The sequence below is a fragment of the Streptomyces hygroscopicus subsp. hygroscopicus genome, from assembly GCF_001553455.1.
In the GTDB taxonomy this organism is placed as follows: domain Bacteria; phylum Actinomycetota; class Actinomycetes; order Streptomycetales; family Streptomycetaceae; genus Streptomyces; species Streptomyces hygroscopicus.
The window spans coordinates 1-15345 of record NZ_BBOX01000043.1; the positions used below are offsets into that span (position 1 = coordinate 1).

Annotated in this window: 16 protein-coding genes and 1 tRNA gene; 4 read left to right on the forward strand and 13 right to left on the reverse strand. The window is 72.0% G+C overall.

The window, feature by feature from the left end; all coding sequences use genetic code 11:
* Together AXW62_RS45040 and AXW62_RS05910 are read right to left on the reverse strand one after the other, a co-directional pair.
* On the reverse strand, positions 1 to 370 hold a 370-nt coding region (locus AXW62_RS45040; RefSeq protein WP_214516843.1), incomplete at its 3' end, for a hypothetical protein.
* A 154-nt stretch (positions 371 to 524) separates the two neighbouring features.
* Positions 525 to 1370, reverse strand: a complete 846-nt coding sequence (locus AXW62_RS05910; protein ID WP_244502718.1) for a DUF1206 domain-containing protein — start codon at positions 1368 to 1370, stop codon at positions 525 to 527.
* Positions 1371 to 1562: 192 nt separating this feature from the next.
* Here AXW62_RS05910 and AXW62_RS05915 point away from each other — a divergent pair, with 192 nt between their 5' ends.
* A complete protein-coding gene (locus AXW62_RS05915) occupies positions 1563 to 2801 on the forward strand; it encodes an amidohydrolase family protein (RefSeq protein ID WP_060943565.1) in 1239 nt (412 codons plus the stop codon).
* Here AXW62_RS05915 and AXW62_RS05920 read toward each other — a convergent pair.
* Positions 2798 to 3226, reverse strand: a complete 429-nt coding sequence (locus AXW62_RS05920) for an MscL family protein (protein WP_060943566.1) — start codon at positions 3224 to 3226, stop codon at positions 2798 to 2800. The two genes, AXW62_RS05915 and AXW62_RS05920, sit on opposite strands and share 4 nt — an antisense overlap.
* A 203-nt stretch (positions 3227 to 3429) precedes the next feature.
* On the opposite strand from AXW62_RS05920, the gene AXW62_RS05925 reads away from it, so the two are divergent.
* Together AXW62_RS05925 and AXW62_RS05930 are read left to right on the forward strand one after the other, a co-directional pair.
* On the forward strand, positions 3430 to 4413 hold the full coding sequence (locus AXW62_RS05925) for a helix-turn-helix transcriptional regulator (protein WP_306305042.1): 984 nt from the start codon (positions 3430 to 3432) through the stop codon (positions 4411 to 4413).
* 165 nt (positions 4414 to 4578) lie between these two features.
* Positions 4579 to 4869 (forward strand): ANTAR domain-containing protein, encoded by a 291-nt coding sequence (locus AXW62_RS05930; protein WP_060943574.1) that lies wholly within the window; start codon positions 4579 to 4581, stop codon positions 4867 to 4869.
* A 90-nt stretch (positions 4870 to 4959) separates the two neighbouring features.
* Here the strand turns inward: AXW62_RS05930 and AXW62_RS05935 are convergent.
* Positions 4960 to 5041, reverse strand: a tRNA-Tyr gene (locus tag AXW62_RS05935).
* A 189-nt stretch (positions 5042 to 5230) separates the two neighbouring features.
* Here AXW62_RS05935 and AXW62_RS05940 point away from each other — a divergent pair.
* Positions 5231 to 5719, forward strand: a complete 489-nt coding sequence (locus tag AXW62_RS05940) for a YajQ family cyclic di-GMP-binding protein (RefSeq protein ID WP_030835003.1) — start codon at positions 5231 to 5233, stop codon at positions 5717 to 5719.
* An 81-nt stretch (positions 5720 to 5800) separates the two neighbouring features.
* Here AXW62_RS05940 and AXW62_RS05945 read toward each other — a convergent pair whose 3' ends face one another.
* From AXW62_RS05945 to AXW62_RS05985, 9 genes are all read right to left on the reverse strand, one after another.
* Positions 5801 to 6193: a YccF domain-containing protein gene (locus AXW62_RS05945; protein ID WP_030835000.1), complete on the reverse strand. Its 393-nt coding sequence runs from the start codon at positions 6191 to 6193 to the stop codon at positions 5801 to 5803.
* Positions 6190 to 7056 carry a zinc metalloprotease HtpX gene (htpX, locus tag AXW62_RS05950; RefSeq protein ID WP_030834997.1) on the reverse strand — a complete coding sequence of 289 codons (867 nt, stop codon included), beginning with the start codon at positions 7054 to 7056 and terminating at the stop codon, positions 6190 to 6192. Before htpX ends, AXW62_RS05945 begins: the two co-directional genes overlap by 4 nt.
* A gap of 202 nt (positions 7057 to 7258) precedes the next feature.
* Positions 7259 to 8803, reverse strand: coding sequence for an NADH-quinone oxidoreductase subunit N (locus AXW62_RS05955; protein ID WP_060943567.1), 1545 nt, complete (start codon positions 8801 to 8803; stop codon positions 7259 to 7261).
* Positions 8800 to 10389, reverse strand: coding sequence for a complex I subunit 4 family protein (locus tag AXW62_RS05960; protein WP_060943568.1), 1590 nt, complete (start codon positions 10387 to 10389; stop codon positions 8800 to 8802). The genes AXW62_RS05955 and AXW62_RS05960 overlap by 4 nt, the downstream gene beginning before the upstream one ends.
* 3 nt (positions 10390 to 10392) lie before the next feature.
* The gene (locus tag AXW62_RS05965; RefSeq protein WP_060943569.1) at positions 10393 to 12402 is read right to left on the reverse strand and encodes an NADH-quinone oxidoreductase subunit 5 family protein; all 2010 of its coding nucleotides are present in this window, start codon (positions 12400 to 12402) and stop codon (positions 10393 to 10395) included.
* Positions 12399 to 12800, reverse strand: coding sequence for an NADH-quinone oxidoreductase subunit NuoK (gene nuoK / locus AXW62_RS05970; RefSeq protein WP_030834986.1), 402 nt, complete (start codon positions 12798 to 12800; stop codon positions 12399 to 12401). Before nuoK ends, AXW62_RS05965 begins: the two co-directional genes overlap by 4 nt.
* Positions 12800 to 13423 (reverse strand): NADH-quinone oxidoreductase subunit J family protein, encoded by a 624-nt coding sequence (locus AXW62_RS05975; RefSeq protein ID WP_060943570.1) that lies wholly within the window; start codon positions 13421 to 13423, stop codon positions 12800 to 12802. The genes nuoK and AXW62_RS05975 overlap by 1 nt, the downstream gene beginning before the upstream one ends.
* Positions 13420 to 13995 (reverse strand): NuoI/complex I 23 kDa subunit family protein, encoded by a 576-nt coding sequence (locus AXW62_RS05980; RefSeq protein WP_060943571.1) that lies wholly within the window; start codon positions 13993 to 13995, stop codon positions 13420 to 13422. The genes AXW62_RS05975 and AXW62_RS05980 overlap by 4 nt, the downstream gene beginning before the upstream one ends.
* On the reverse strand, positions 13995 to 14960 hold the full coding sequence (locus AXW62_RS05985; protein WP_060943572.1) for a complex I subunit 1/NuoH family protein: 966 nt from the start codon (positions 14958 to 14960) through the stop codon (positions 13995 to 13997). The genes AXW62_RS05980 and AXW62_RS05985 overlap by 1 nt, the downstream gene beginning before the upstream one ends.
* Positions 14961 to 15345: the final 385 nt, after the last annotated feature.

Genomic DNA, 15345 nt, shown 5'->3' on the forward strand with positions numbered 1-15345 from the left:
GGCCCGCGGGCGGCCCGCCGCCGGAGCGCCCAGTGCGGTGGCGCACCCCGGCGGCAGACCGGCTCAGGAGTGCCACCGCCGGAAACGCGCTGATGCCCGCCACCGCCGGAAACGCGCTCAGGACCGCCACCGCCGGAAAGCCGCAGACGAACGCCACCCCGGAAACACGCTGACGTCCGCCACCACCGGAAACGCGCAGTGGACCGCCACGGCCGGAAACGCGCTGAGGACTGCCACAGCCGGAAACGCACTTCGGACTGCCGCCACCGGAAACCGGACCCAGGGCCGCAGCCGGAAACCCGCTGACGCCCGCGAACACCGGCAACTCGCTGACGTCCGCCACCACCCGGAACACGCTCAGGACTGCCACAGCGGAAACGCACTGCGGACCGCCACCACCGGAAACCGGACCCAGGGCCGCAGCCACGGAAACGTCACCCAGGGCCGCCACCACCGGAAACGCGCAGAGGGCGCCGCAGAGGGCCACCACTGGAAACCGCGCAGACCCGGCGCCGGAAACGCGCTCAGACGCGGCGCCACCGGGCCATCGCGACGGAGAAGACCCCGAAGAGCGCCAGCCCCAGCGCCACTGCCACCAGCAGCCAGGGTCCCGCCGCGGTTCCGGCGAAGGTCCGCAGGGTGTCGTCGATGCCCTTCGCCTTGTCCGGGTCGTAGCGCAGGGCGGCCGAGAGCGCGAAGCCGCCCGCCACCGTGAACACGGCTCCGCGGGCCACCCCGCCGCAGACCCCCAGCGCCTCCACGGTGCGCCGCGTCCGCGGGGACATCGCGCCCGTCTTGAGGTGCTTGCGGAAGCCGCGCCGGAGCGCGCGTACCGCGATCCACACCCCGGCCACGGCCACCGCCGTCCCACCGATGGCGACCAGCCACCGGCCGTACGGCAGGTCGAGCACCCGGGCCGTCACGTCCTGCGACTGCCGGTCGCTGGAGCCGCTGTCCTTCTCGCCGGCGGCGAAGGAGAGCACGGAGTACGCGACGACGCCGTAGAAGACCGCGCGGGCCGCCCCGGCCAGCCGCTTCCGTGCCGTGCGCCCGTCCGGCCCGGCGGCCCCGAAGACGGCCTCGGACAGCCGCCACAGCGCCATGCAGACCAGCCCGACGCCGGCCGCCCAGACCAGCGCCGCGCCGAACGGCTGCTGGGCGAGCACCTGGAGGGCGCCGCCCCGGTCGGCCTGCTCGCCGCGCTCGCCGAAGGCGATGCGCAGTGCCAGGACGCCGATGAGCAGGTAGAGCACTCCCCGGGTGGCCAGCCCCCAGCGGGCCGCCCCCTCGATGGCCCGGCCGCCCGCCTCGTGCGGGGTGCGGGTGCGCGTTGCCGAGCCCAGTCCGCGTGCGATCGACGATGCGTTCACCGTTTCCTCCTGGTTGTCGCACATCGTGTGCCCTGGACGTACGTGCGGAAACGGGACTTTCCCTTGTTGGTTGCGGCGATCCGGCCTACCCTGCCAAGCCATATCTGACGATCCGTCAGGTAGGCGTCAGACGACACATCAGGCACCCACCCCACCGGCAGGCACCACCCGAGGAGACGGGGAGATGGCGAGATGACCGGCGAGACGAACGGCGCGACCGAGTTGCCCCGGGTCATCAGCGTCGATGACCACGTGATCGAGCCCGCGCACCTCTTCGAGACCTGGCTTCCGGCCAAGTACCGGGACCGCGGCCCCAAGCCCCTCACGGCCGGGATCGGCGAACTGGCCTATGTCGGCGGCAAGTACAAGTTCACCACCGACCCGGACGGCCAGCTGACCGACTGGTGGCGGTACGAGGGCGACCTGTTCCCCTACAAGCGGATCATCGCCGCCGTCGGCTTCTCCCGCGACGAGATGACCCTCGACGGCATCACCCGCGAGCAGATGCGCCGGGGCTGCTGGGACCCCAAGGCCCGCCTCGCCGACATGGACCTCAACCACGTCGAGGCGTCACTGTGCTTCCCGACCTTCCCCCGCTTCTGCGGCCAGACCTTCGCCGAGGCGAAGGACAAGGAGGTCGGCCTCGCGTGCGTCCGCGCGTACAACGACTGGATGGTCGAGGAGTGGTGCGGCGACAGCGGCGGCCGCCTCGTCCCGCTCTGCCTGATCCCCCTGTGGGACGTGGACCTCGCCGTCCAGGAGATCCGCCGCAACGCCGCCCGTGGCGTCCGCGCGGTGACCTTCAGCGAGATCCCCACGTACCTCGGCCTCCCCAGCATCCACAGCGGTTACTGGGATCCCTTCTTCGCCGAGTGCGAGGCCACCGGGACGGTCGTGTGCATGCACATCGGCTCCTCCTCCCAGATGCCCGCCGCCTCCCCCGACGCCCCGCCGGCCGTGCAGGCCGCCTTGAGCTTCAACAACGCCATGGCCTCGATGATGGACTTCCTCTTCAGCGGCGTCCTGGTCTCCTTCCCGCGCCTCAAACTGGCCTACGCCGAGGGCCAGATGGGCTGGATCCCCTACGCCCTGGAGCGCGCCGACGACGTCTGGGAAGAGCACCGGGCCTGGGGCGGCGTCCGCGACCTCGTCCCGGAGCCGCCGTCCACGTACTACTACCGCCAGATCTTCTGCTGCTTCTTCCGCGACAAGCACGGGGTCGCCTCGCTGGACACGGTCGGCGTGGACAACGCCACCTTCGAGACCGACTACCCCCACGTGGACTCCACCTGGCCGGACACCAAGCGGATCGCGGCCGAGCACGTGGCGGGGCTGTCGCCGGAGGTGACGTACAAGATCCTGCGCGGCAACGCGATCCGCATGCTCGACCTGGACCTGGACATGGACCTGGACCTGGACCGCCGCGGCTAACTCCTGCGCGGCTGGTCCGATCCGCAGTAACGGCACTTGCGCGCCTCCTCGGGGACCTCCTCGGCGAGGCACTCCGGGCAGGTCTTGACCGGGCCCGGCTCGCCGAAGACCGCGACGCCCCTGCGGGCCTGGGTGTACTTGTACGGCACGACGATCAGGAAGTAGATGACGGCCATGAAGATGAGGAAATAGATCAGCGCGGAGATGAACGACCCGATGTTGAGGTAGGTCGTGGTGTTCCCCGGGGCGCCGAGCTGCCAGCCGAGCCCGACCGACTTGCCGCCTTGGGCGCGGGCGATGATCGGGTTGATCACAGAGTCGGTGAACGCCTTGATCAGCGTCGAGAACGCCAGCGCGGTGACCAGGCCCACGGCGATGACGATGACATCACCGCGCATGAGGAAGTTCTTGAAGCCCCCGAGCACGATCCACCCCCTCTGTCCTGATACGGGGGAATCACCACCCTAGGAGCGACCCCCTGGGGCCGGGGCACGCCACGACGGACGGCCGCCCGTACGGCGGCAGGCATGATGCGCGCACGGCGGCAGGCTTATGCGCATACCGCCCGGAAAGACAGGACCAGACAGGGCATGCCGCCCACAGCCCGTAACGTGTGTTCCGGAACGCCATGACACACGGGCTGGAGGGCGAGGTCACCTTGGGCACGCTGGTCTTCGACAGTGACGACTTGGAGGAAACGGAGGACTTCCTCTGCAGGGCGTACGCCCGCATGCGCATCGGCAGCGGCACCCCGGACGCGAGCCGGGCACGGATCCGGCGCCAGACCCTCGCGTCGATCAGCGTGGACGAGCTCGATCTGGACTTCGACATGAGCTACTCCGTCAGCCCGCTCGGCAAGATCTGCCTGTGCGTCGTCCACGACGGCACCATCGAGGACCATGTCTTCCCGGGCGTCGAGGATGCCTTCGGCCCCGGCGACGTGGTGTCCTTCGCCCCGCCGGACCTCCCGTACTCCGGGCGGATCCGGGCCGCCCGGTACAACATCACCATGCTCGACCCGGCCCTGCTGAGCCAGGTCGCCGCCACCGTCGACCAGCGCACCCCGCAGCCGGTCCGGCTGACCGGGCACCGCCCGCACTCCGCCGCCGCCGCCAGACACCTGCGACAGACCATCAGCTATCTGCGCGACCACGCCCTGGCCGACCCCGCCATCGCCGAGCAGCCGCTGATCAGGACCACCGTCAGCCAGCTCCTGGCCGGCAGCGTTCTGGCGGCCTTCCCCAGCACCGCGCTCACCGACCCGACCGGGCCCGACCGCAACGACGCCCACGCCGGCACGCTGCACCGTGCGCTCACCTACATCGACGACCACGCCGACCAGCCCATCACCGTCGCCGACATCGCCGCCGCCGCGCACGTCAGCATCCGCGCCGTGCAGTACGCGTTCCGAAGACACCTCGACACCACCCCGCTGGCGTACCTCCGCCGGGTCCGCCTGGCGCACGCCCACCACGACCTGGCGACCGCCGACCCGCAGACCGCCACGGTCACCGGGATCGCCGCCCGCTGGGGGTTCTTCCACCCGGCCCGCTTCGCCGCCCTGTACCGCGAGACCTACGGCACCACCCCCAGCGCCACCCTGCGCGGCTGACCCCAGAGCCACCGCCCCCGGTCCCGCCTGGCCTTCGTTTTCTGCCCTGTTCAGGGCCCTGACCGTGCGTTTTCCGTCTCGCCAAGGGGCGGGCCGCCTCTGCGAGAGTGGAGAACCGCGGCCGTGCCCATCGACGCCGCGGTCCCTCCCATCGAAAGGCTGTCCGTGGCGACTGGGAAGGACGACCTCCTCAAGAAGATCGCCGACCTGGAGGAGGAAGTCGGCCAGCTACGGCAAGCGGTGGTCTCCCACGCCGTCATCGACCAGGCGATCGGTGTGGTCATCGCGCACGGCAGGCTGCTTCCGGAGCAGGGCTGGGACGTCCTCAAGGCGGTGTCCCAGCACACCAACACCAAACTGCGCGAGATCGCCGAGCAGATCGTCCAATGGCCGCACTGCGGCTGGCTCCCCGAGGGCACCCACCAGGCGCTGGAGGCGGCACTGACACGCCGATGACCCGCGCCGGCGGCCCCCGCCCGGCCCCTCGCCCCCAACGGCAACGGCCCCCGGCCGCGTTTCCGCGGCTCGGGGGCCGTTGTCCCAGTGTGGCGGCGCCAGGATTCGAACCTGGGTAGGCTAAGCCGACGGATTTACAGTCCGCTCCCATTGGCCACTCGGGCACACCGCCTGGGATGTGGCCAGGTGCCCCGCTCTCGCGGCGCTGCTCCCTGGCAACGACGTAAACAATACCTGATGTACCGGGGTGCTTCGCCACCCGGTTGATCGCCTCTGGATCATGGCCGAGATCGCTAGGCTGGCCGAAGCGGCCCGTGGGGCCGTGCCACTGCCGGATCTACGTACGAGGAGCCAACTCAAGATGGCCGACTCCAGTTTCGACATCGTCTCGAAGGTCGAGCGGCAGGAGGTCGACAACGCTCTCAACCAGGCGAGCCGCGAGATCTCCCAGCGCTACGACTTCAAGAACGTCGGCGCCTCGATCGCGTGGTCGGGTGAGCGGATCGAGATGCGAGCCAACTCCGAGGAGCGGGTCAAGGCGATCCTCGACGTCTTCCAGTCCAAGCTGGTCAAGCGCGGGATCTCGCTGAAGGCGCTGGACGCCGGCGAGCCGCAGGCCTCGGGCAAGGAGTACAAGATCTTCGCCTCGCTGCAGGAGGGGATCTCGCAGGAGAACGCGAAGAAGGTCGCCAAGATCATCCGTGATGAGGGCCCCAAGGGCGTCAAGGCGCAGGTGCAGGGCGACGAGCTGCGGGTGACCTCGAAGAGCCGGGACGATCTGCAGGCCGTGATCGCCCTGATCAAGGGCAAGGACCTGGACTTCGCGGTGCAGTTCGTGAACTACCGGTAGTCGTCGCTCGGACCGGTACGGCGGGGGCGGTGCGGCGTGGCCGTGCCGCCCCTGGTGTCGTCCCAGACGGACCGGGGCGGGTCAGCGGTAGCCGAAGGGCTGGTCGGTGGAGACGATCTCGTGGCCGAGGGGGGCCAGGGAGATCGGGATGAGCTTGAAGTTGGCCAGGCCCAGGGGGATGCCGATGATCGTGAGGCAGAGGGCGACGCCGGTGATCAGGTGGCCGAGCGCCAGCCACCAGCCCGCGAGGACGAGCCAGAGGACATTGCCGACGCAGGAGGGGGCTCCGGCGTCGTGGCGGGGGACGGCGGCGCGGCCGAAGGGCCAGAGGGCGAAGCCGGCGATGCGCCAGGAGGCGATCGCGAAGGGGATACCGATGATCGTGACGAAGAGGAGCACCCCGGCGAGGAAGTAGAGGATCGCCAGCCAGAGGCCGGAGAGGATCAGCCAGATCAGGTTCAGGAGGGTTTTCACGGCCGGTGGCCTCCTGCCATCTGCTCGAGGCGGGCGATGCGCTCCCGCATGGGCGGGTGGGTGGAGAAGAGCTTGGCCATCCCCTCACCGGCGCGGAAAGGGTTGGCGATCATCAGATGGCCCGCGGTCTCCAGCTGGGGCTCGGGCGGCAGCGGCAGCTGCTGCGTACCGGCTTCCAGCTTACGCAGGGCGCTGGCCAGGGCCAGCGGGTCGCCGGTGAGCTGGGCGCCGGAGGCGTCCGCCTCGTACTCGCGGGAGCGGCTCACGGCGAGCTGGATGATGGAGGCCGCGAGCGGGCCGAGGATCATGATCAGCAGCATGCCGAGGAAGCCCGGTCCCTCGTCGTCGTCGGACCGGCCCATGGGGATCAGCCAGGCGAAGTTCACCAGGAACATGACGACGCTTGCGAGCGCGCCCGCGATCGAGGAGATCAGGATGTCGCGGTTGTAGACGTGGCTGAGCTCATGGCCGATGACCCCGCGCAGCTCCCGCTCGTCGAGCAGCCGCAGAATGCCGTCGGTGCAGCAGACCGCCGCGTTACGGGGGTTGCGGCCGGTCGCGAAGGCGTTGGGGGCCTCGGTCGGGGAGATGTAGAGCCGGGGCATGGGCTGGCGCGCGGCCGTGGAGAGCTCGCGCACCATGCGGTACAGCTGGGGGGCCTCGAACTCGCTGACGGGGCGGGCGCGCATCGCGCGCAGGGCCAGCTTGTCGCTGTTCCAGTAGGCGTACGCGTTGGTGCCCAGGGCGACGACGACCGCGATGACCAGTCCGGTACGGCCGAAGAGGCTGCCGATGAGGATGATGAGCGCCGACAGTCCCCCGAGGAGTACGGCGGTCTTCAGCCCGTTGTGCCGGCGGTGCACTGTGCGCCTCCCGATGTGCCGCAGGGAACCCTTTGCCTGGTGTCTCCACCTTCCAGTGGACCCTCCTGAAAAGGTCAACGCCAGGCGAAGGGCACCAGTTCCCTTCTGCACACGGGTGCGGGCCCGGGCGCCCCCGCCGCGCCGCCCGGGCCCGTACGGGCCGCCGGGCGGCTCCCGTCCCCGGGCGGGAGCCGCCCGGCGGCTACAGCAGGGTGCCCGAGGCGAAGCGCAGGACGAGCTGGGGGGCGCCGGAGAGGACGATGCCCAGGACCGCGGTGAGGCCGATGGCGGCCGTGAGGGGGACGGCGGCCGGGCGGGCGGCGGGCGCGGGCCCCGTCCCGGCGGCGGGCGCGGGCGCGCGGAAGAGCACCGCCGTCCACTGGAGGTAGTAGAAGAGCGCGACCACCACGTTCAGCGCCATCACCACCGCGAGCCAGCCCAGCCCCGCGTCCACGGCCGCCGAGAAGACGGTCACCTTGGCGAAGAGGCCGATGACGCCCGGGGGCAGCCCGGCCAGGCAGAGCAGGAAGAAGCCCAGCGCCAGGGCGGCGGCCGGGCGGGCCGCGTACAGCCCGCGGTAGTCGGTGAGCCGGTTGGCCGGGCTGGTGCGGGCCACGAGGGCGGCCACGGCGAACGCGCCGAGGTTCACGGCCGCGTACATCAGCGCGTACGCCACGGTGGAGCCGATGGCGCGGGAGGCGTCCCGCGCGGAGTCGGCGTAGCCGGCCGCGGCGATCGGGACCAGCAGATAGCCCGCCTGGGCGACGGAGGACCAGGCGAGCAGGCGTACGGCGCTGAAGGCGCGCTCCGGGCGCTGGCGCAGGGCCGCGACGTTCCCCGCGGTCATGGTGAGGGCGGCCAGGACCGCGACGGCCGGGGCCCACACGTCGCCGTACGCGGGGAAGGCGAGGACGGTCACCAGGATGAGGCCGGAGAAGCCGACCGCCTTACCGACCACGGACAGATAGGCCGCGACGGGCACGGGCGCCCCGACGTAGGTGTCGGGCACCCAGAAGTGGAAGGGCACGGCGGCGGTCTTGAACGCGAAGCCCACCAGGGTGAGCACGACCCCCGCCTGGGCGAGCGTGTCCAGGCGCGGATCGACATGGGTGAGCGCGGCGGCGATCCGGGACAGGTGGAGGCTGCCGGTCGCGGCGTAGACGAAGCTGACGCCGAGCAGCATCACGGCGGTCGCGGTGACCGAGGAGAGGAAGAACTTCAGCGCGGCCTCGGAGGAGAGGCGGTCGCCGCGGCGCAGGCCGACGAGGGCGAAGGCCGGGAGCGAGGCCACTTCGAGGGCGATGACGAGGGTGGCCAGATCGCGGGAGGCGGGCAGCAGGGCCGCCCCCGCGGCGGAGGACAGCAGCAGGAACCAGAACTCGCCCGCGGGGAGTTTGAGATCCTCCAGGGCGCTGAAGGACAGCAGCGCGGTGAGCAGCGCCCCGCCGAGCACCAGGAACTGGATGACGAGGGCGAAGGTGTCGGCCGTGTAGCTGCAGGCGTGGGCGCCGGTGGTGAGGCAGAACGTGGAGCGGTCGCCGTCCAGCAGGGGCAGCAGGCTGAGCGCGGCCAGGGCGAGTCCCGCGATGGCCGCCCAGCCCAGCAGGGGCTTCCTGCGCTCGGGCAGGAAGAGGTCGGCGACGAGGACGGCGAGGCCGGTCAGGGCCGCGATGGTGGGCGGTGCGACGGCGGGCCAGTCGACGGACTGGACGAGGCTCATGGCGAGGCCCGAGGCGTGTCGAGTCATCGGTTGCCTCCCGCGAGGAGCTGCTGCACGGCCGGGTCGGTGAGGCCGAGGAGGACCGCGGGCCACAGGCCGGCCAGCACGGTGAGGGCCACCAGGGGGCTCCAGGCGGCCCATTCGTAGCCGTGGACGTCGGCCAGGGCGGGCCGCGCGGCCTCGGTTCCGGTGCCGGGCTCGATCGGATGGTCGCCCATGCAGACCCGCCGTACGACGATGAGCAGGTAGGCGGCGGTCAGCAGGGTGCCGAAGCCGGCCAGCGCCGTATAGGTGAGGTACGCGGGGCGGCTGAGCCCGTCGGCGGGGTGGAACGCGCCGAACATGGCGAGCATCTCGCCCCAGAACCCGGCGAGTCCGGGCAGCCCCAGGGAGGCCACGGCGCCGAAGGCGAGCAGCCCGCCCAGGCGGGGCGCCCGGCCGTACAGGGCGGCGCCGCTGGTGCCCGAGAGCTGGTCGAGGTCGGTGGTGCCGGTGCGGTCCTTGAGGGCGCCGACGAGGAAGAAGAGCAGGCCGGTGATCAGGCCATGGGCGATGTTGGCGAAGAGCGCGCCGTTCACCCCGGTGGGGGTGAGGGTGGCGATGCCCAGCAGCACGAAGCCCATATGGCCGACGGAGGAGTAGGCGATCAGGCGTTTGAGGTCGCCCTTGGCGCCGGTGCGGGCCAGGGCGAGGCAGGCGAGGGAGCCGTAGATGATGCCGGCCACGGCGAACGCGGCGAGGTAGGGCGCGTAGGTGTGGGCCGCCCCGGGGGTCATCGGCAGCACGATGCGGACCAGCCCGTAGGTGCCCATCTTCAGCAGCACGCCCGCCAGCAGCACCGAGCCGACGGTGGGGGCGGCGGTGTGGGCGTCGGGCAGCCAGCTGTGCAGCGGCCACATGGGGGCCTTGACGGCGAGTCCGGCGATGATGGCGAGGGCCGCGATCAGCTGGGTGGTGTGGCTGAGCCCGGCGCCTCTGTCGGTGGCGAGTGCCACCATGTCGAAGGTGCCGCCCTTGATACCGATGAGGAGGAGGCCGAGCAGCATGACGACGGAGCCGAGCAGCGTGTAGAGAATGAACCGCCAGGCGGCGCGCTCCCGTTCGGCGCCTCCCCACCGGTTGATGAGGAAGTACATCGGGATGAGGACCATCTCGAACGCCAGGAAGAACAGCATCAGGTCCAGCACCGCGAAGCTGGCCAGGGTGCCGGACTCCAGGAGGAGCAGCAGCGCGACGAACGCCTTGGGGGACGGCCCCGGGGGCCGGTTGACGTAGGCGTAGAGCGCGCTCAGGAACGTCAGCAGCGCGGTCAGCACCAGCAGCGGCAGCGAGACGCCGTCCACTCCGAGGTGGATGCGGATGCCCAGGGCCGGGATCCATCCGATGTCCGTCTGGGCCTGCATCCGGGCCGGGTGGCCGTGGTCGAAACCGGCGGCCAAGGTGATGGCGGCGGCGAGCGCGACCCCGGTGACGGTCACTCCGTGGCGCAGCACGGCCTGGTCGGGTCCGCGGCCGCGCAGTCCGGGCGGGGCCGGGAGCAGCGCGGCGACGCTGCCGAGCAGGGGGAGCACGACCACGGCGGCGAGGAGGACTTGCAGGGCGGTGTGGTTCACGGGTCAGGCTCCCGCTGCGACGAGGACGGCGGCCACGGCCAGGACGAGGGAGCCCGCGAGCAGCGCGCCGAGGTAGGTCTGCACATTGCCGGTCTGGGCGCGGCGGACGGCCGCGCCCAGCAGGCGGGGCGCCCCGCCCGCGCCGCGTACGTACGTCTCGACGACTTCGCGGTCGAGGAAGCGGACGAGCCGGGCGGCGGCCCGGACGGGCCGCACGAACAGCGCGCCGTAGACGGCGTCGAGGTGGAAGCCGACGGCCGCGTGGCGGTGCAGCGGGCCCAGGAGCAGCCGCCCGGGGTCGGCGGGGTCGCGGGCGCCCGCGATGGAGCCGTAGGCCGCCTCGTGGGTGGCGATGGCCTCGGCCTCGGAGACGGCGTCGGCGGCGTCGGGATGGGCGGCCACCGCGCCGAGCGGGGCGCGGGCGGCCCGTGCCGAGGTGTGCCGCCAGGCGCCGTACATGACGAGGACGCCGGCGAGGGCCAGGCCGGTGCCGAGGACGGAGGTGCCGAGGGCCGGGGTGAGCGACTCGCCGTCGAACCAGTCGGGCAGCGTGCCGTAGGCGAGGCCGAAGGCGGCCGTGGGGAGGAACAGCGCCCACAGGACGGCGTTCATGGCCACCGGCTGCCTGCCGTGGTCGGGGGCGGGCTCGCCCCGGCCGCGGAAGGCGAGCAGCCACAGCCGGGCCGCGTAGGCGGCGGTGAGGAGCGCGGTGAGGAGCCCGGCGAGCAGGACGGTCCAGCCGACGCCCGCCGGCACGCCGGAGGTGTGGCCGGTCGCGGCGTGCTCGGCCGCGCCGAGGACGGCCTCCTTGGAGAAGAAGCCCGCGAAGGGCGGGACGGCGGCGAGCGCGAGCAGGGCGACCGTCATCGTCCAGAAGGCGTCGGGGATGCGCGGGGCCAGGCCGCTCATCCGGGACATGGCGGCGAGGGAGTTGGTGCCGGCGGCGTGGATCACCACACCCGCGCCGAGGAAGAGCAGCGCCTTGAACGCGCCGTGGGCGATGAGGTGGAAGACGGCGGCGCCGCGGTCGTCGACGGCCAGCGCGCCCGTCATGTAGCCGAGTTGGCCGACGGTCGAGTAGGCGAGGACGCGTTTGATGTCGTCCTGGGCGAGCGCGGCGAGCGCCGAGCCGACCATGGTGACGGCCGCCATGGCCGCGAGCACGGCGAGTGCGGCGGCGGAGGAGGCGAAGACGGGCAGCAGCCGGGCGACGACGTAGACACCGGCGGCGACCATGGTGGCCGCGTGGATGAGCGCGGAGACCGGGGTGGGACCGGCCATCGCGTCCGGCAGCCAGGTGTGCAGCGGGAACTGCGCGGACTTGCCCGCGACCCCGGCCAGCAGCAGCAGCGCGATCAGGGTGGGGTGGTCCAGCGGCACCCCGGCGGTCAGCCGGGTGTGGATCTCGCTGATCCGGAAGGTGCCGGTGTCGTCGGCGAGCGCCAGGATGCCGATCAGGAACGGGACGTCGCCGAGCTTGGTGACCAGGAACGCCTTGAGGGACGCGGAGCGCGCGGCCGCGGTCTCCCAGTAGTGGCCCACCAGGAAGTACGAGCAGATGCCCATGACCTCCCAGCCGACGAGCAGCACGATCAGGTCGTCGGAGTAGACGACGAGGAGCATCGCGGCGGTGAAGAGGGAGACCAGCGCGGCGTAGGAGGGGTAGCGGGGGTCGTCCCGCAGATAGCCGGTCGAGTAGATCTGCACACCGCAGGCGACGACGGTGACCAGGATCGCGACCAGGGCGGCGAAGCCGTCGATGTGCAGGGACAGGTCGACGGGGACCGAGCCGGTGTCGGCGAGCCGGGTCGCGGCGGTGAGCGGGGCCGTGCCGCCGCCCGCTCCCCCGCCCTGCCGAACGGCGACGAGCACGGCGAGCGCGGCCGCGGCGAGGGTGGGCAGCACCGCGAGGGGGCGGACGAAACCGGGGGCGCGGCGCCCCAGCAGAAGCCCGGCGGCGGCGCCGAGGAAGGGCAGGAGGGGGACGAGAACGGCGGCGGTCGTGGTCGTCACGCGGTCTGCCTCCGGGCGCGTCGTGCCTGGTCGGCGTCGTTGTCAGTGGGGGCTGCCATGCTGTCGTGCAGAGCTGGGGAGCCGGCCGGCGGGGGGTCGGCGAGGTCCCGGAGCTTGTCGATGTCGGCGGTGCCGCGGTTGCGGTGGACGAGGAGGACGATGGCGAGGCCGATGCCGATCTCGGCGGCGGCGATGGCGATGGTGAAGAGGGTGAGGGCCTGGCCCGCGTGCAGGGTGTCGCGGAGCCAGACGTCGAAGGCGACGAGGTTGAGGTTGACGGCGTTGAGCATCAGCTCGACCGACATCAGCACCAGGATCGCGTTGCGGCGGGCGAGGACGCCGTACAGGCCGGTGCAGAAGAGGAGGACGGCGAGCACGGCGGGGTAGGCGAGGTGCATCAGCGCTTCTCCTTGCCCTGGCCCGGGCCCGGGCCAACGCCTTGGCCACTGTCGTGGCCGCTCCTGCGGGACAGGACGATCGCGCCGACGAGCGCGGCGAGGAGGAGGACGGACAGCGCCTCGAACGGCAGCACCCAGTGGCGGAAGAGGCTCTCGCCGGAGACGGCGGTGGAGCCCTGGACGCCCTTGTCGAGCGCGATCCAGGTGGTCCGGAAGGCGTCCACGACCACCCACACCAGGGCGCCGGCGGCGGCCACGGCCACCGTGAGCGCGGCCGGCCGGTTGCCCGAGTCGGCGTCCGGGGAGCGGCCGATGGGCGCCTTGGTGAGCATCAGTCCGAACAGCAGGAGGACGACGACGGAGCCGACGTAGATCAGCACCTGCACCCAGGCGATGAACTCCGCCGTCAGCAGGAGGTATTCCACGGCGAGGCCGCCGAGCGCCACCACCAGCCACAGGGCGGCGTGCACCAGCTGCCGGGTGGTGACGCTGAGGACGGCCGCGCCGAGCGTCGCGAGCCCGACCAGGACGAAGGCGATCTCGACACCGGTGGGCGACAGGAACCCGTGGCCCGCGGCGGCGAGCCCCGGGCCGGCGGCGGCCAGCTGGACCGCGGCGCTCACGAGGCGGCTCCGTTCCCGTCGGACCCGCTCTCCGCCTCGGCCCGCGCGGCCTCGGCGGCGGCGAGCTTGTCGGCGGCCTTACGGGCGGCGGCGATCTCCTTGGGCTCCTCCGCACGAGGGTCGAGCGCGGGCGGCGCGGGCACCGTCCACATCCATTCGCGGAGCTTGTCCCGCTCATGGGTGAGATCGCGGATGTCCTCCTCCGCGTACTCGAACTCCGGCGACCAGAAGAGCGCGTCGAAAGGACACACCTCGATGCAGATACCGCAGTACATGCACAGGGCGAAGTCGATGGCGAACCGGTCCAGCACGTTGCGGCTGCGCTCGCGCCCGCCCGGGGCGGCCGGGGGGACGGTCTCCTTGTGCGAGTCGATGTAGATGCACCAGTCCGGGCATTCACGGGCGCACAGCATGCAGACCGTGCAGTTCTCCTCGAACAGCCCGATCACCCCGCGGGTGCGGGGCGGCAGTTCGGGCTGCGCGTCCGGATACTGCGCGGTGTGCGACTTCCGGGTCATCGTGCGGAGGGTGACGGCCAGGCCCTTGGCCAGACCGGATCCGGGGATGCCCATCAGGAGATCACCACCTTGACGACGCCGGTGAGGGCGATCTGGGCCAGGGAGAGCGGAATGAGGCAGGTCCAGGCGAACCGCTGCAGCTGGTCCTCCCGCAGCCGCGGATAGCTGACCCGCAGCCAGATCACGACGAAGGCGAGGACGGCCGTCTTCAGCAGGGTCCACAGCCAGCCGAGGCCGTCGGCGAACGGACCGTGCCAGCCGCCGAGGAAGAGAACGGTGGTCAGCCCGCACAGGATGACGATGCCCGCGTACTCGGCGAGCAGGAAGAGCGCGAACCGCAGCCCGGTGTACTCGGTGTACGCACCGAAGATGATCTCGGAGTCGGCGATCGGCGCGTCGAACGGCGGGCGCTGCAGCTCGGCCAGCCCGGCGGTGAAGAACACCACCCCGCCGACGATTTGCCACGGCACCCACCACCACTCGAACGCGTCGAGGATGCCGGGCAGCGAGACGGTGCCCGCCGCCATCGCCACGGACGCGGCGGTGAGCAGCATCGGCAGCTCGTACGCCATGAGCTGAGCGGCCGTGCGCAAGCCGCCCAGGAGGGAGAACTTGTTCGCCGAGGCCCAGCCCGCCATCAGCGAACCCAGCACCCCGACGCCCATCACGGCGAGCACGAAAAAGATCCCCGCGTCCACGACCTGCCCGACGGCGCCCTCGGCGGGGCCGATCGGGATCGCGACGAGGACGAGGAGGTACGGCAGCAGCGCGACGGCGGGCGCGAGCTGGAAGATCCGCCGGTCGGCACCGGCCGGTACGACGTCTTCCTTCTGCGCGAACTTCACCCCGTCCGCGACCAGCTGGGCCCAGCCGTGGAAACCGCCCGCGTACATCGGCCCGAGGCGGCCCTGCATATGGGCCATGACCTTGTGCTCGGTCTGCCCCACGACCAGGGGCAGCACGAGAAAGGCGAGCAGCAGGGCGAGCAGTCGCAGCGCGACGTCGAGGACGTCGTTCACGCGGTGCCTCCCGGCTGATCGTCGGAGTCGTCTGGCTCGGCTGGTTTCCCTGGTTCGCCCGGTTCGGGCTGCTTGGCCTCGCTGCCGGGTTTTGCTTGCTCGCCCCTCGCGGGGCGTGCGTGGTGCCAGGGCGCGTCGGACGAGCGGGTCCGCGGCGCGGGCCGCCGCGGACGCTCTGCGCGCTCGGTGGGTGCTGCGCGCTCTGCGGGTGCGGATTCGGGGGCGGGTGCGGGGGCGGGTGCGCGCTCGGATGTGGGTGCGGGCCCGGGTGCGGATTCGGGGGCGCGCCCGGGTGCGGGTGTCGGTTCGGGTGCGGGTGCGGACCCGGGTGCGGACGGCTCGGGTTCCGTAGCGCGGTCGGTCGCCGGGGCGGAAGCCTCCGGCC

What these genes read in the sequence shown, in the direction of transcription:
- AXW62_RS05915 (WP_060943565.1), top strand. Translation starts at nt 1,563, where the DNA reads ATGACCGGCGAGACGAACGGCGCGACCGAGTTGCCCCGGGTCATCAGC.
- AXW62_RS05925 (WP_306305042.1), top strand. Translation starts at nt 3,430, where the DNA reads ATGACACACGGGCTGGAGGGCGAGGTCACCTTGGGCACGCTGGTCTTC.
- AXW62_RS05940 (WP_030835003.1), top strand. Translation starts at nt 5,231, where the DNA reads ATGGCCGACTCCAGTTTCGACATCGTCTCGAAGGTCGAGCGGCAGGAG.
- AXW62_RS05955 (WP_060943567.1), bottom strand. Translation starts at nt 8,803, where the DNA reads ATGACTCGACACGCCTCGGGCCTCGCCATGAGCCTCGTCCAGTCCGTC.
- nuoK (WP_030834986.1), bottom strand. Translation starts at nt 12,800, where the DNA reads ATGCACCTCGCCTACCCCGCCGTGCTCGCCGTCCTCCTCTTCTGCACC.
- AXW62_RS05980 (WP_060943571.1), bottom strand. Translation starts at nt 13,995, where the DNA reads ATGGGCATCCCCGGATCCGGTCTGGCCAAGGGCCTGGCCGTCACCCTC.